This window comes from Microbacterium sp. CGR1 (genome assembly GCF_001266755.1).
Lineage (GTDB): Bacteria > Actinomycetota > Actinomycetes > Actinomycetales > Microbacteriaceae > Microbacterium.
In genome coordinates this window covers 586,447-600,415 of record NZ_CP012299.1, presented here as the reverse complement: position 1 = coordinate 600,415, position 13,969 = coordinate 586,447, and the positions used below count along the sequence as shown (strand labels likewise).

Below are 13,969 nucleotides of genomic sequence, written 5' to 3'. Positions count from 1 at the left end.
ACCCGAGCGCCTCCGCTGCTCCGTGCCGTGTGACGCCGTCCGTCAGAGAGCGACGGTCACGAGATCGGACATGTTGAGGATGCTGTAGCCGATCAGGCTCAGCCAGAACACCGCCACGACGCCGAGACCCGCCAGCAGCACCAGAGCGAGCTCGCCCGCGCGTCGCCGTCGCCCGATCAGGTACGCGAACACGAAGACGAGCGCCGGGAACACCACTCCGAAGAGAAGGGTCACCCAGCCGATGCCGGTGAGTCCGCTCTGGGCCATGGAGACGAGATGAGCGACGGCATTCCAGATCGCATAGGCGTAGAAGAGTCCTGCGACTCCGAGCACGAGTGCATTGAGCCACCGCGGGGAGGCGGAGGTCGCCGGAGAGGTCGACTGCTCGGTCATGATCCGATCACCCCCACCGTCACGAAAGGCCAGGGCACGAGCAGCACGACTCCGAGCAGCAGCAGTCCGACCCGGATCCACGTCGCCTTCGCACGGGTCAAGACCCACACCGCGAGGAACCAGAGCGCGGGCGCCGCGACCGCGAGCACGAACCACGGCACGTACATGGCATCGGCCACGATCAGATTGGCCAGCGGCTTCAGCCGCAGCCCTCCGACGACCCAGCCGATGCTGTACAGGAGGTACACGCCGCCGACGACCCCGAGTGTCAGCAGCATCGCGGTGCTCAGGTGTGCTGATTCCTGCTCGTCCGGCATCGTGACGGTGCCGTCGGTCTCGACGCGACCGACGGCCTCGCTGCCGCGGCCGACGGCGTTCCAGCCGTCCGGCAGCGCCGCATCATCGGCGTGATCCCGCTGGGTGGACGCCTCGCTCTCAGAGCGCTTCGGAGTGCGCGCCTTCGGCGCGACGCCGTCGTCGCCGTCCCAGCTCAGGGCATCGTCGGAGTCGGAAGTCATGTCCCCAGCGTAGGACACGTCGTCCACTATGCTCGGGGGCATCTGGGCCACCGCGGCCCTCTCCGGAAGGGAAGCCAGTGGCCGAGCAGAACGACAGGGTCGACCAGAGCACACCGGGCGGAGCCGACGAGCCCGCCGCGGGATGGAAGCCGACAGCCGCGGCGAAGTCGCGGGCGACGACCTTCCGCTGGATCGCCGCGGTCCTGTGGGGTCTCGCCATCGCGGCCGAGGCGGTGTCGATCTTCTGGCTGCTCCGCCAGCGCGAGTACGTCGGCGAGGACGGCACGCTCGTGCGCGACCCCGACACGGGCCTCCTGGAGGAGCAGGGCGTCACGGCGCAGTTCCCGCAGTGGGCGTTCGTCACGCTTCTCGTCCTGCTCGTGGTCATCGCCGCGCTCGCGATCACCGGCTCGGTGCTCTGGAAGAAGGCCAACAGGCTCGACCCCGCGCGCCGATCCGAGACCGTGCGCTTCTTCGTGCAGAACCAGCTCGGCGCGATCATCGCGATCGTGGCCTTCCTCCCCCTCGTGATCCTGATCTTCCTCAACAAGGACATGAGCAAGGGGCAGAAGACGACGGCCGGCATCGTCGGCGTGGTCCTCGCCCTGCTCGCCACAGTGATCGGTGTCGACTTCAACCCGCCGTCCGTCGAGAAGTACACGGCCGACCAGTCGGCGGTCATCCTGATGCTCGGAAAGGACGAGGTCGTGTGGGTCGACGGCGGTGCGGTCTACCACGTGTGCGATGAGGTCTCCGACATCCAGACCGGCAGCGAGAAGCGCACCGGCACCACGGCTGAGGCCGTGGAGGCCGGCAAGAGCCGCCTCACGCTGAAGTTCGCCTCCGAGCTGCGCACCTGCGGTCTCGCCGTGCCCGAGAACGCCGACGAGATCGAGGACGCGTTGCGCGAGATCCAGGGCGGAGCGGTCGACACTCTTCTGCCCGCGCCGGTATGGGCCGACCCCGCCGACGCCCCGATCGAGGTCGAGGAGGCTGCGGCGGAGTGACCCGCAGAACCGCGAGAAGGGGCCCGGTGCGATCCGCACCGGGCCCCTTCTCTTCGACCGTCTCAGATCAGCGCGCAGCGCTGCCGTCGACGTAGTCTTCGTCCTGCTGCTTCCATGCGAAGAGCGAACGCAGCTCCTTGCCGGTGGCCTCGATCGGGTGCGTCTCCTCCTTGGCACGCAGTGCCAGGAACTCCTCGGCGCCGTTGTCCTGGTCGTCGATGAAGCGCTTCGCGAAGTTGCCGTTCTGGATGTCCGCGAGGATCGCCTTCATCGACTCCTTGACCTCGGGGGTCACGACGCGGGGACCCGAGACGTAGTCGCCGTACTCAGCAGTGTCGGAGACCGACCAACGCTGCTTCGCGATGCCGCCCTCCCACATGAGATCGACGATGAGCTTCAGCTCGTGCAGCACCTCGAAGTACGCGATCTGCGGCTGGTATCCCGCTTCGGTGAGCGTCTCGAAGCCGGCCTGCACGAGGTGGCTGACGCCACCGCACAGCACGGCCTGCTCGCCGAACAGGTCGGTCTCGGTCTCTTCGGTGAAGGTCGTCTTGATGACGCCGGCACGGGTGCCGCCGATGGCCTTCGCGTACGAGAGCGCCGTGGCCCACGCGTTGCCCGATGCGTCTCGCTCGACGGCGATGATGTCGGGGATTCCACGGCCGGCGACGAACTCGCGACGGACCGTGTGACCCGGAGCCTTCGGGGCGACGAGGATCACGTCGACGCCCTCAGGAGCATCGATGTAGCCGAAGCGGATGTTGAAGCCGTGCGCGAAGGCGAGCGTCTTGCCCTCGGTGAGGTTCGGTGCGATCGACTCGCTGTAGATCGTGCGCTGGTGCTGGTCCGGCGCGAGGATCATGATGAGGTCGGCCCACTGCGTCGCGTCGGCGACGGTCTTGACCGCGAATCCGGCCTCTTCCGCCTTCGGCGCCGACTTCGACCCCTCCTTGAGGGCGATGGCGACCTCGACACCCGAGTCGCGAAGGTTCTGCGCGTGCGCGTGACCCTGCGAGCCGTAGCCGACGATCGCGACCTTCTTGCCCTGGATGATCGACAGATCGGCGTCTGCGTCGTAGAAGATCTCGGTGCTCACTGGTTTCTCTCCTTGATTGATGTTCGTGTACGTGTGTGAAATCTGGTCAGCCGCGCAGGACGCGCTCGGTGATGCTCTTGCCGCCGCGGCCGATGGCGAGGAGGCCCGACTGCGCGATCTCCTTGATTCCGAAAGGCTCGAGGGCGCGGAGCATGGCATCGACCTTGCCCCGGTCACCGGTGACCTCGATCACCAGCGCGTCGGAGGCGTAGTCCACCACAGAGGCGCGGAACAGGTTCGCCACCTCGATGACGTTCGACCTGGTCGCGTTGTCGGTGCGCACCTTGACGAGCATGTGCTCGCGCTGCACCGAGGTCGGAAAGTCGAGCTCGACGATCTTGATGACGTTGATCAGCTTGTTGAGCTGCTTGGTCACCTGCTCGAGAGGAAGATCCTCGAGGTCGACGACGACCGTGATGCGCGAGATGCCAAGCACTTCGGTCACGCCCACCGCGAGAGAGTCGATGTTGAAGCCGCGGCGTGCGAACAGTCCCGCGACTCGGGTCAGCAGACCGGGGGTGTTCTCCACGAGGAGGCTCAGCACGTGAGTCGACATGGTCAGTCCTCCTCGTCGAATGCGGGCGCGTGCTCGCGGGCGTACTGGACGTAGCTGTTGCTCACGCCCTGGGGAACCATCGGCCACACCATCGAATCGGCGCTGACGACGAAGTCGATGACGACGGGACGGTCGTTCGTCTCGAGGGCGAGCTTGATCGCCGCGTCCACCTCCTCCTCCTTCTCCACGCGGATCGCGAGGCAGCCATATGCCTCCGCGAGCTTCACGAAGTCGGGGATGCGGACGGTGCCGTGACCGGTGTTGAGGTCGGTGTTCGAGTGGCGACCGTCGTAGAACAGCGTCTGCCACTGGCGCACCATGCCCAGCGACGAGTTGTTGATGATCGCGACCTTGATCGGGATGTTGTTGATCGTGCAGGTGGCGAGCTCCTGATTGGTCATCTGGAAGCAGCCGTCACCGTCGATCGCCCACACCACACGGTCGGGCTCGGCGACCTTCGCGCCCATCGCAGCGGGAACCGAGTAGCCCATGGTTCCTGCGCCCCCGGAGTTCAGCCAGGCGTTGGGGCGCTCGTACTTGATGAACTGCGCAGCCCACATCTGGTGCTGTCCCACGCCCGCGGCGTAGATGCCCTCCGGCCCGGTCAGCTCACCGATCCGCTGGATCACGTACTGCGGCGCGAGGAGGCCGTCGGTCGTCGGCGCGTACCCGAGCGGGAACTCGTTGCGCAGCCCGTCGAGGTACGACCACCACTCCTCGGTGTCAGGGGTCGTGGTGGTGATCGCGGTGCGGAACGCCGACTCGAGATCGACCAGCACGTCGCGGACGTCGCCCACGATCGGCACGTCTGCGGTGCGGATCTTCGAGATCTCAGCCGGATCGATGTCGACGTGCACGACCTTGGCGTTCGGCGCGAAGAGCGCGGCCTTGCCGGTCACGCGGTCGTCGAACCGCGCCCCGAGGGACACGATCAGGTCGGCCTCCTGCAGCGCCAGCACCGCCGGAACGGTGCCGTGCATGCCCGGCATGCCGAGGTGCTGCTGGTGGGAGTCGGGGAAGGCGCCGCGAGCCATGAGTGTGGTCACGACGGGCGCATTCGTGGTCTCGGCGAGGGCGAGCAGCTCGGCAGACGCGCGACCGCGGATCACACCGCCGCCGACGTACAGCACCGGCTTCTTGGCCTCGGCCAGAAGGGCCGCCGCCGCCTGGATCTGCTTGCCGTGCGCTTTGGTCACGGGGCGGTATCCGGGCAGGTCGTACTTGGGAGGCCAGACGAACGGCGCCATCGCCTGCTGGGCGTCCTTCGTGATGTCGACGAGCACCGGACCCGGTCGGCCGGTCGAGGCGATCTCATAGGCCGCCGCGATGGCGCCCGGGATCTCCGACGCATCCTTCACGAGGAACGAGTGCTTCGTGACCGGCATCGTGATGCCGACGATGTCGGCCTCCTGGAACGCGTCAGTGCCCATCAGCGTCGAGAACACCTGCCCGGTGATCGCGAGCAGCGGCACCGAGTCCATGTAGGCGTCGGCGATCGCGGTCACGAGGTTGGTCGCACCGGGACCCGACGTCGCGATGCAGACGCCGACCTTGCCCGAGGACGACGCGTAGCCTTCGGCGGCGTGTCCCGCTCCCTGTTCGTGCCGCACGAGGATGTGCCGCAGCTCGGCGGCGTCCATCAGCGGGTCATAGACCGGGAGGATCGCTCCTCCGGGAAGACCGAAGACGTCCTTGACGCCGAGGAGCTCGAGCGTGCGGACCACGGCCTCGGCTCCGGAGATCTCCGGTGCGGCGGACTTGGGTGCGGGCGGCCTCGGCACAGCCGAGACGGTGTCAGCAGTCATGACACTCCTTCTGATGGTCTGTTGGCGACGTCGGAGGCTGGGATGCCGGAGCCGACGCGGATCAGCCGGTCGTCGCGCCCTCGGCGGCGGACCGCACGAGACGCGAGTACTTGGCAAGAACGCCACGGGTATAGCGCGGGGGTAGCGGCTCCCAGCCAGAGCGGCGGGAGGCGAGCTCCGCCTCGTCGACGAGTAGGTCGAGAGAGCGAGCTGCGATATCGACCCGTATCAGATCACCATCGCGCACGAAGGCGATAGGACCTGCGTCCACCGCTTCGGGTGCTATGTGGCCGATGCACAGGCCGGTTGTGCCGCCTGAGAATCGTCCGTCAGTCAAGAGTAGTACATCTTTTCCGAGCCCCGCGCCCTTGATGGCCGCAGTGATGGCGAGCATCTCGCGCATACCGGGTCCGCCCTTCGGGCCCTCGTAGCGGATGACGATGACGGTGCCCGCCTCGATCTCGCCGTTGGCCACGGCGTCCATGGCCGCGCGCTCGCGCTCGAACACCCGGGCGGAGCCCTCGAAGACGGCCGCGTCGAAGCCCGCGGTCTTCACGACGGCGCCCTCGGGCGCGAGCGACCCGTGCAGGATCGTCAGGCCGCCGGTCGCGTGGATCGGGTTGTCGAAGGTGTGGATGACCTCGCCGTCGATCGGCTGCGGGTCGAGGTCCGCCAGGTTCTCGGCGAGCGTCTTGCCCGTCACGGTGAGCGCGTCACCGTGCAGCAGGCCCTCGTCGAGCATCGCCTTCATGATCACGGGGATGCCGCCGTGGCGGTCGACGTCGTTCATGACGTACTTGCCGAACGGCTTCATGTCCGCGACGTGCGGCACCTTGTCGCCGATGCGGTTGAAGTCGTGCAGGCTCAGCTCGACCTCGGCCTCGCGCGCGATCGCGAGCAGGTGCAGCACGACATTGGTCGAACCGCCCAGGGCCATCGCGAGGGCGATCGCGTTCTCGAACGCCTCCTTGGTGAGGATGTCGCGGGTCGTGATGCCCTGGCGGAGCAGGTTGACGACGGCCTCGCCGGAACGGTGCGCGAAGTAGTCACGACGACGATCTGCGGCGGGCGGAGCGGCAGACCCGGGAAGGCTCAGGCCCAGGGCCTCGGCGACCGACGCCATCGTGTTCGCCGTGTACATGCCACCGCAGGCGCCCTCACCCGGTGCGATCGCGCATTCGATGCGCTTGAGGTCCTCTTCGCTCATGAGTCCCGCGCGGCAGGCGCCGACGGCCTCGAACGAGTCGATGATCGTGACGTCCTTCTCGGTGCCGTCCGAGAGCTTGACCCAGCCCGGTGCGATGGAGCCGGCGTAGAGGAACACGCTCGACAGGTCGAGCCGGGCGCTGGCCATCAGCATTCCGGGGATCGACTTGTCGCAACCGGCGAGCAGCACCGATCCGTCGAGTCGCTCGGCCATCATCACGGTCTCGACCGAGTCGGCGATGACCTCGCGCGACACGAGCGAGAAGTGCATGCCCTCGTGGCCCATCGAGATGCCGTCCGAGACCGAGATCGTCCCGAACTGCAGCGGGTACCCGCCGCCGGAGTGCACGCCCTCCTTGGCACCCTGTGCGAGCCGGTCGAGGCTCAGGTTGCAGGGTGTGATCTCGTTCCAGCTGGAGGCGATTCCGATCTGGGGCTTGTCCCAGTCGGCGTCGCCCATGCCGACGGCACGGAGCATGCCTCGGGAGGTCGTCGCCTCGATGCCGTCGGTGACGACGCGGCTGCGGGGCTTGATGTCGATGGGCGCGCTGGTGGAGGGATCATGCGAGGACATGACGGAAGTCTATTCCCGCCGGGAGGTGCGCTCGTCCGCGAGCGCCTTCAGAAGCAGGGCGATCTGTTGTGGGTTCTCCACACGAAGCTCGGCGGCGCTCTCCCCCGGTCCCACGCGGACGCCGAGATCGTCGCCGCTGAGCACGCGCATCGCGTCCTCGTCCGTGACGTCATCGCCGGCGAAAAGGATGGCGGTGGCGTCGAAATGCTCGCGCAACGCGGTCATCGCGGCGTCCTTGCCCTCGTTCCGCGACGAGAACTCGAGCACGCGGTGCCCCGAGCGGCGTCGCCAGTGCGGGAAGCGCTCCGCGACGAGTGCATCGATCTCGGCGAACACCGCCTTCTCGACCTCGGGTGTGGCCGTGCGGGTGTGCACACCCATTCCGAAGGTCTTGGGCTCGAGCTCCGCCCCCTCGTATCGATCGATGATCGGCCGCGCGGCCTCCCACAGCTCCTCTCGCGACCCCTCCGCGGTGTCGCCGTCGGCCTCGTTGGCGCCGACCCCGGGATACCAGTACTGCGCACCGTGCGATCCGGCCAGCGCGATCAGCGAGTCATCCGTGTGCTCGGTGATCACCCGCAGATCGTGCATGCTGCGCCCGGAGACGTAGGCGACGACCGTGTCGGGGAGCGCCGCGAGCCGAGCTACCTGCACCGCGACCTCGGGCAGAGCCCTGGCGGCCATCGGATCGGGGACGAGCGGAGATGCCGTGCCGTCGAAGTCCAGCGCGACGATCAGTCTGGGTGTGGCGGCGATGGCGCTCAGCGCCGGGTCTGCGGCTCCGGGGGTCCAGCTACGGGTCACAGTGTCTCCAATCGAGGCGGTGTCCTCCCAGTATGACCCGGCGGAACGGTGCGACCCGGCCGATCAGCGTCCGCGGACGTCCGCGAGTGCGCGCAGGAACGACGACGACCACGCGTTCACGTCGTTCTCCAGCACGCGACGTCGCAGCGACCGCATCCGCTTGCCCTGCTCAGCGGGCGTCATGGTGACCGCGGTCATGATCGCGTCCTTCAACCCGGCGATGTCGTGCGGGTTGACGCGCACCGCCTGCCGCAGCTCGTCGGCGGCGCCCGTGAACTCGCTCAGCACGAGCACCCCGCGATTGTCGGCCCGCGTCGCGACGTACTCCTTCGCGACGAGGTTCATGCCGTCGCGCAGCGCGGTCACGAGCATGACGTCGGCGGCGAGGTACAGTGCGACCATCTCCTCGCGCGGGTAGCCCTGGTGCAGATAGCGGATGGCGGTGTGCCCCATGGTGTCGTGATCGCCGTTGATGCGCCCGACCGCGAGTTCGATCTCGTCGCGAAGATGCACGTACGCGTCGACACGCTCTCGGCTCGGACTCGCGACCTGCACGAAGGTGACGTCGTCGACGCTCAGCTTGCCGTCTTCGAGGAGCTCGCCGTACGCCTTGATGCGATGCCGGATGCCCTTGGTGTAGTCGAGGCGGTCCACGCCCAGGAGGATCTTCTTCGGGTTGCCGAGGCTCGCTCTGATCTCGGCCGCGCGCGCTCGGACATCGGGGCGTGCCGCGAGCTCGAGGTACGGAGCGGTGTCGATCGAGATCGGGAAGGCCCGAGCGACGGCGGTGCGCGTGCCGCCCCCCGCGGTCGGGATGGTGACCGCCGACCCCTTCACCTCGTGACGCAGACGACGGCGCACAGCGGTCAGGAAGTAGGTGGCGTCCTGTGCGCGCTGGAAGCCGATGACATCAGCGCCGAGCAGGCCTTTGAGCACCTGATCACGCCACGGGAGCTGGGCATAGAGCCCGTGCGCAGGGAACGGGATGTGGTGGAAGTAGCCGATCGTGACATCGGGCCTCAGTTCGCGGATCATCTGCGGCACCAGCTGCAGCTGGTAGTCGTGCACCCAGACGGTGCCGTCCTGTGCGACGACGTCGGCGGCTGCCTCCGCGAAACGGCGGTTGACCTTGACGTACGCCTCCCACCATTCGCGGTGGTACTGCGGCGGCGCGATGACGTCGTGGTACAGCGGCCAGATCGTGTCGTTCGCGAAGCCCTCGTAGTAGTCGGCGACCTCCTCGGCGCTGAGCGGCACCGGGATCAGGTCGATGCCGTTGATCTCGAATCGATCCAGCTCGACATCCGGCTGGCCGGCCCACCCGACCCAGGCTCCGCGCGCACTGCGCATCATCGGCTCGAGTGCGGCGACCAGACCGCCCGGGGAGGTCCGCCACTCCTCGTCTCCGTCAGGACCCACGACCCGGTCGACGGGAAGTCGGTTGGCGACGACGACGAAATCTGCGACTGACATGGGTGAGTGCTCCTGACGATGCAGTGGGGGTGCTCCTCAGGCTACAGAAGCTCAGACCGAGGCTACGCGAGGTCTGGTGCCGCTCAGCCACCAGTTGACAAGCCCGGCGACGAAGGCTATCGCCGCAGAGATGATCGGCAGCACGAGAGCGCTGGTCGTTCCCGCGCTCTCGGCGAGCTCTCCCGCCACGGCCGCGCCGAGGGACTGGCCGACGACGATCCCCGAGCCGAGCATCGTCATCACGGTCGCCGAGCGCCCCAGAGGGCTGCGCGCAGCCCCGAAGCTGTACTGCGTGACGAGGGTCGGGCCGATGCCGATCCCCATGATCCCGAGAGCGATCATCATGGTCGCCGGCGAGTCGACGAGGAGGAGCAGCAGGCTTCCGCCGAGCAGGATGCCGGCGAAGAGCAGCCAGCGCGCGCGGAGCGAGAACCGCACCGGGAGCCACGCGACGCCGAGCGCGAGAATCGCCGATCCGACGCCCATCACGCCGTAGAGGAGCCCTGCTTGTTCTGCGGCGCCGCGGTCCGCCATGAAGGAGGTGAGCGATGTGAGCATCGTGCCGAAGAACATGCCGACGCCGAGGATGCCGACGACGACGATCAGCAGACGCGGGCTGAAGAGCTCGGTCACGGCCGACGGCGCCCGCCCGTCCTCGCCTCGGTGCACCGAGACGACACGCGCGCTCGGATGCAGGGCGAACGCGCCCACGAACACGACCGTGAGCACCGCCGCACCGATGAGCGGGGCCCACGGCGCGATGGCGGAGGCGAGGATGCCGACGATGAACGGGCCGAACACGAACACGGTCTCATCGGCGGCGGACTCATACGCCATGGTCCCTGAGACGGTGCGCATGCGCGCCGCCTCAGGCATCCGATCGGCGATCATCGTCACGAGTCTGGATCGAGACATCGGAGCGACCTGCGGAGCGGTGGCGCCGATGCCGAACGCGGATATCAGCACCAGCGCGTCCGCTCCCCCCGTGTAGACGACGACGGTGAAGAGCACCAGCATCGCCCCGTTGGCGATCGCCAGGATCAGCAGCACCATGCGCTGTCCGAACCGATCGGCGGCGGCGCCGAGCAGAGGTCCGAAGCATGCTGTGCCGAGTCCGACGGCCGCGGAGGTGAGTCCGCCGAGCGAGAGCGAACCGCGCGCCGAGACGACGACCGTGAGCACTCCGACGACCATCATCGCGAACGGAAGCCGGGCGATGAACGCGATGATGAAATACGGGAGCCCCGCGATGCGGAGCAGTCCTCGCTCCTCAGCCGCGGGGATCGGGGCAGGGTGCTCGGGAATGGGAGTTGCGTGTGTCATGGGCTCTCGCGCGTCCACGGACGCGGGGTCGGGTGCCGCCGCTGTCCGCCGGGAAGCCGGCGGCCGGTAGATACACGGATTGCGGCCGCGGACCAGCCGCGACCCTTCCATGGTAGCGCGGTCGGCGGGACGACGCCTGGGTTCCCGGGCCGCCTCATCGACGGACGGCTCTGACAGATTCCCCGCCGAGTTGTCAAGGCGGGGCGCGACGCAGCCGTCGACAGGTAGCGTGAAGTCATGAACTACCTCTCGGGCACCGGAATCGTCGGCGCGATCATGACGGGCGTCACTCTGCTCCGCGGATCCCGCGACACCAAGATCACCTGGCGCTCCGCCCTCGCGTGGGTGAGCTGGGGAATCACGCTCGCGCTGTCGATCGGCGCTGTCATCGACACCCGCCGCGCGAAGCAGGGTCGCCCCGTGTCGCCCGATTCGCCGGTCTATGCCAAGCAGCAGAAGGAGCGCGAGAAGGAAGCCAAGAAGCAGCGCTCCGAGGGCGTCAAGCCGATCAAGCGCTGAGTCTCAGCGGGTGAGGATCAGCGCCTCGCCCTGACCGCCTCCTCCGCACAGCCCCACAGCCGCGACACCGCTTCCTCTGCGAGCGAGTTCGTGTGCCATGTGGACGACCAGACGTGTGCCTGACGCGCCGATCGGATGACCGATCGCGATGCCGCCGCCATGGACGTTCACGATGTCGCTGGAGAGCCCGAGCTCGAGCTGCGATCGGGCGACGACCGCTCCGAAGGCCTCGTTGATCTCGACGACATCGAGGTCTGCGGCTGTGATGCCCTGCTTCTCGCACGCGCGTTCGATGGCCCGCGCGGGCTGCGCCTGCAGCGAGTTGTCCGGCCCTGCGGTCTGCCCGCTGGCGCCGACGGTGACGAGCACCGGCCAGCCTCTGGTCGCCGCCGTGGCGCGGGTCGTCACGACGACCGCCGACGCTCCGTCGGAGATCTGAGACGAATTGCCGGCCGTGATCGAGCCGCCCTCGGCGAACGCCGCCCGAAGGCCCGCGAGAGACTCGACGGTCGTGTCGGGCCTGATGCCCTCATCGGCGGTGACGAGCGTCGGCTCCCCCCGCCGCTGGGGAACGGCGACGGACACGATCTCATCGTCGAAGACGCCGGCGGCCTGAGCCGCCGAAGCGCGCTGATGCGACAGCGCCGCCACCTGATCCTGAGCCCCGCGCGTCAGCTCGTAGCGGGCGTTGTGGCGCTCGGTGGAGGCGCCCATGCTCTCTTTGTCGTACGCGTCGGTGAGGCCGTCGTGGGCCATGTGATCGAGCACCTCCACGCTGCCGTACGTCCATCCGTCCCGCGACCCCATGAGCAGGTGCGGAGCCCTGGTCATGGATTCCATGCCCGCCGCGACGACGACCGCCGCGTCTCCCGTCCGGATCATCCGAGCCGCGTCGATGATCGCCGTGAGACCTGAGAGGCACACCTTGTTCACGGAATGGGCGGGAACGTCCCAGCCGATACCGGCTCCGATCGCCGCCTGTCTCGCTGCGTTCTGTCCCGAGCCGGCCGCGAGGACCTGGCCGACGATCACGGCGTCCACGTCCGAGGGATCGATGGACCCCTGTTCCAGGGCACCTCGGATCGCGAATGCGCCGAGCTCCGGCGCGCTGAAGCTCGCCAGCTGTCCCTTGAGGCGGCCCTGGGGAGTGCGTGCCGCGGCGACGATCACGACGTCCGCGTCGCTCGAGTGGTCTGGGGCGTTCATCTCCGCCTCTCCGTTCTGTGCGTTCATCGGTCGTGCAGTTCTTCGGGGACCGTGAGTGTCGGCTCCGTCGCCGCCACGACCTGCTCCACCGTCACGCCCGGTGCGAGCTCGACGAGCGAGAGACCGTCCGGTGTCACGTCGATCACCGCCAGGTCGGTGATGATGCGATCGACGACCCGGCGGCCTGTGAGTGGAAGCGAGCAGTCGTGCACGATCTTCGCCGATCCGTCCTTCGCGGTGTGCTCCATCAGCACGATGACGCGCGCGGCACCATGCACGAGATCCATCGCGCCGCCGGGTCCCTTCACCATCTTGCCCGGGATCATCCAGTTCGCGAGGTCTCCGGTGGCGGACACCTGCATGGCGCCGAGGATCGCCGCGTCGATCTTGCCGCCTCTGATCATGCCGAAACTCGTCGCGGAGTCGAAGTACGCGGCACCGGCCAGCACCGTGACGGTCTCTTTGCCGGCGTTGATCAGGTCCGGATCCACCGCGCCCTCGTGCGGGTACGGTCCGACGCCGAGGATGCCGTTCTCGGATTGCAGCACGACGGTCACGCCGTCGGGCACGTGGTTCGGCACGAGCGTGGGCAGCCCGATGCCGAGGTTGACATAGGAGCCGTCCCGCAGTTCTGCGGCAGCGCGAGCGGCCATCTCATCGCGTGTGAGCGCCATGTCAGACTCCTTCCGGCGTGACGGTTCGACGTTCGATGCGCTTCGGGATGTCGGTGCCGACCTCGACGACGCGGTGCACGAAGACACTCGGCAGATGGACGCGGTCCGGATCCAGCTCCCCCGGTTCGACGAGCTGCTCCACCTGCGCGATGCAGATTCGTCCGGCCATCCCCGCGAGCGGGTTGAAGTTGCGCGCCGCCTTGTTGAAGATCAGATTCCCGTGCCTGTCCCCCGCCAGCGCATGCACCAGCGCGAAATCGGTGGTGATGGCCTCTTCGAGCACATACTCACGCGGCCCTGCCGCGGTGTCGAAGGTACGAACATCCTTCGCCGGAGACGCCACCGCGATGCTGCCGTCGGGGTTGTAGCGTCGCGGGAGCCCACCCTCGGCGACCTGCGTGCCGACGCCGGTCTGGGTGAAGAATGCGGCGATCCCAGACCCTCCCGCCCTGAGCTTCTCGGCGAGGGTTCCCTGCGGTGTCAGCTCGAGCTCGAGTTCGCCGGAGAGGAACTGCCGTTCGAACTCCTTGTTCTCCCCGACGTAGGACGAGGTCATCTTGCGGATCCGGCGAGCGGCGAGCAGGATGCCGAGCCCCCAGTCGTCCACTCCGCAGTTGTTGCTGACGATGCTGAGCCCGCTCGTGCCCCGGGCGAGCAGTGCGTCGATGAGCGCAGTCGGATTCCCGGAGAGCCCGAATCCTCCGACGGCGAGAGACGCACCGTCCTCGATGTCTGCGACCGCTTCTTCGGCGCTCGCCCACTGTTTGTCGATCACGCATGCTCCTTCGAATGACGCCCGTTTCTTCAGCATCCGC

General features: G+C 67.9%; 14 protein-coding genes. 2 read left to right on the top strand and 12 right to left on the bottom strand.

The features are described from left to right. Positions 1 to 42: 42 nt before the first annotated feature. Together AKG07_RS02785 and AKG07_RS02780 are read right to left on the bottom strand one after the other, a co-directional pair. Positions 43 to 393: a hypothetical protein gene (locus tag AKG07_RS02785; RefSeq protein ID WP_053095863.1), complete on the bottom strand. Its 351-nt coding sequence runs from the start codon at positions 391 to 393 to the stop codon at positions 43 to 45. Further along, entirely contained in the window at positions 390 to 911 is a 522-nt protein-coding gene (locus AKG07_RS02780; protein ID WP_053099090.1) for a hypothetical protein, read from the bottom strand. The genes AKG07_RS02785 and AKG07_RS02780 overlap by 4 nt, the downstream gene beginning before the upstream one ends. A gap of 77 nt (positions 912 to 988) precedes the next feature. On the opposite strand from AKG07_RS02780, the gene AKG07_RS02775 reads away from it, so the two are divergent. Then, a complete protein-coding gene (locus AKG07_RS02775) occupies positions 989 to 1,918 on the top strand; it encodes a hypothetical protein (protein WP_053095862.1) in 930 nt (309 codons plus the stop codon). A 67-nt stretch (positions 1,919 to 1,985) separates the two neighbouring features. On the opposite strand, the gene ilvC is transcribed toward AKG07_RS02775, so the two are convergent. The 7 genes from ilvC to AKG07_RS02740 all read right to left on the bottom strand — a co-directional run bounded on the left by ilvC (position 1,986) and on the right by AKG07_RS02740 (position 10,755). Further along, positions 1,986 to 3,173 carry a ketol-acid reductoisomerase gene (ilvC, locus tag AKG07_RS02770; RefSeq protein WP_268778156.1) on the bottom strand — a complete coding sequence of 396 codons (1,188 nt, stop codon included), beginning with the start codon at positions 3,171 to 3,173 and terminating at the stop codon, positions 1,986 to 1,988. After that, the gene (gene ilvN / locus AKG07_RS02765; RefSeq protein ID WP_053095860.1) at positions 3,061 to 3,570 is read right to left on the bottom strand and encodes an acetolactate synthase small subunit; all 510 of its coding nucleotides are present in this window, start codon (positions 3,568 to 3,570) and stop codon (positions 3,061 to 3,063) included. Before ilvN ends, ilvC begins: the two co-directional genes overlap by 113 nt. Positions 3,571 to 3,572: 2 nt before the next feature. Continuing rightward, positions 3,573 to 5,375, bottom strand: a complete 1,803-nt coding sequence (locus AKG07_RS02760) for an acetolactate synthase large subunit (RefSeq protein ID WP_053095859.1) — start codon at positions 5,373 to 5,375, stop codon at positions 3,573 to 3,575. Positions 5,376 to 5,436: 61 nt separating this feature from the next. Continuing rightward, positions 5,437 to 7,155 carry a dihydroxy-acid dehydratase gene (ilvD, locus tag AKG07_RS02755; protein WP_053095858.1) on the bottom strand — a complete coding sequence of 573 codons (1,719 nt, stop codon included), beginning with the start codon at positions 7,153 to 7,155 and terminating at the stop codon, positions 5,437 to 5,439. Positions 7,156 to 7,164: 9 nt separating this feature from the next. Then, complete coding sequence (otsB, locus tag AKG07_RS02750) at positions 7,165 to 7,959, bottom strand: trehalose-phosphatase (RefSeq protein ID WP_082297793.1); 795 nt, start codon at positions 7,957 to 7,959, stop codon at positions 7,165 to 7,167. A 63-nt stretch (positions 7,960 to 8,022) separates the two neighbouring features. Continuing rightward, positions 8,023 to 9,432, bottom strand: a complete 1,410-nt coding sequence (locus AKG07_RS02745) for an alpha,alpha-trehalose-phosphate synthase (UDP-forming) (RefSeq protein WP_053095857.1) — start codon at positions 9,430 to 9,432, stop codon at positions 8,023 to 8,025. A 51-nt stretch (positions 9,433 to 9,483) separates the two neighbouring features. Continuing rightward, positions 9,484 to 10,755 (bottom strand): MFS transporter, encoded by a 1,272-nt coding sequence (locus AKG07_RS02740; protein WP_053095856.1) that lies wholly within the window; start codon positions 10,753 to 10,755, stop codon positions 9,484 to 9,486. A gap of 237 nt (positions 10,756 to 10,992) precedes the next feature. Between AKG07_RS02740 and AKG07_RS02735 the strand changes: the two genes are divergently transcribed. After that, positions 10,993 to 11,274 (top strand): hypothetical protein, encoded by a 282-nt coding sequence (locus tag AKG07_RS02735; protein WP_053095855.1) that lies wholly within the window; start codon positions 10,993 to 10,995, stop codon positions 11,272 to 11,274. 3 nt (positions 11,275 to 11,277) lie between these two features. On the opposite strand, the gene AKG07_RS02730 is transcribed toward AKG07_RS02735, so the two are convergent. Genes AKG07_RS02730 through AKG07_RS02720 form a run of 3 tightly spaced genes read right to left on the bottom strand, consistent with a single transcriptional unit; the run spans position 11,278 to position 13,929 of the window. Next, positions 11,278 to 12,480, bottom strand: a complete 1,203-nt coding sequence (locus AKG07_RS02730; RefSeq protein WP_053099088.1) for an acetyl-CoA C-acetyltransferase — start codon at positions 12,478 to 12,480, stop codon at positions 11,278 to 11,280. Between the two features lie 23 nt (positions 12,481 to 12,503). After that, a complete protein-coding gene (locus AKG07_RS02725; RefSeq protein ID WP_171821907.1) occupies positions 12,504 to 13,154 on the bottom strand; it encodes a CoA transferase subunit B in 651 nt (216 codons plus the stop codon). Position 13,155: 1 nt separating this feature from the next. After that, positions 13,156 to 13,929 carry a CoA transferase subunit A gene (locus tag AKG07_RS02720; protein ID WP_053099086.1) on the bottom strand — a complete coding sequence of 258 codons (774 nt, stop codon included), beginning with the start codon at positions 13,927 to 13,929 and terminating at the stop codon, positions 13,156 to 13,158. Between the last annotated feature and the right edge of the window lie 40 nt (positions 13,930 to 13,969).

Excerpts from the sequence above, each read along its gene's own strand:
- ilvN (WP_053095860.1), bottom strand. The coding sequence starts at position 3,570 with ATGTCGACTCACGTGCTGAGCCTCCTCGTGGAGAACACCCCCGGTCTG.
- AKG07_RS02725 (WP_171821907.1), bottom strand. The coding sequence starts at position 13,154 with ATGGCGCTCACACGCGATGAGATGGCCGCTCGCGCTGCCGCAGAACTG.
- AKG07_RS02740 (WP_053095856.1), bottom strand. The coding sequence starts at position 10,755 with ATGACACACGCAACTCCCATTCCCGAGCACCCTGCCCCGATCCCCGCG.
- AKG07_RS02785 (WP_053095863.1), bottom strand. The coding sequence starts at position 393 with ATGACCGAGCAGTCGACCTCTCCGGCGACCTCCGCCTCCCCGCGGTGG.
- AKG07_RS02760 (WP_053095859.1), bottom strand. The coding sequence starts at position 5,375 with ATGACTGCTGACACCGTCTCGGCTGTGCCGAGGCCGCCCGCACCCAAG.
- AKG07_RS02745 (WP_053095857.1), bottom strand. The coding sequence starts at position 9,432 with ATGTCAGTCGCAGATTTCGTCGTCGTCGCCAACCGACTTCCCGTCGAC.
- ilvD (WP_053095858.1), bottom strand. The coding sequence starts at position 7,155 with ATGTCCTCGCATGATCCCTCCACCAGCGCGCCCATCGACATCAAGCCC.
- AKG07_RS02730 (WP_053099088.1), bottom strand. The coding sequence starts at position 12,480 with ATGAACGCCCCAGACCACTCGAGCGACGCGGACGTCGTGATCGTCGCC.
- AKG07_RS02780 (WP_053099090.1), bottom strand. The coding sequence starts at position 911 with ATGACTTCCGACTCCGACGATGCCCTGAGCTGGGACGGCGACGACGGC.
- AKG07_RS02735 (WP_053095855.1), top strand. The coding sequence starts at position 10,993 with ATGAACTACCTCTCGGGCACCGGAATCGTCGGCGCGATCATGACGGGC.
- ilvC (WP_268778156.1), bottom strand. The coding sequence starts at position 3,173 with ATGCCATGCTCCGCGCCCTCGAGCCTTTCGGAATCAAGGAGATCGCGC.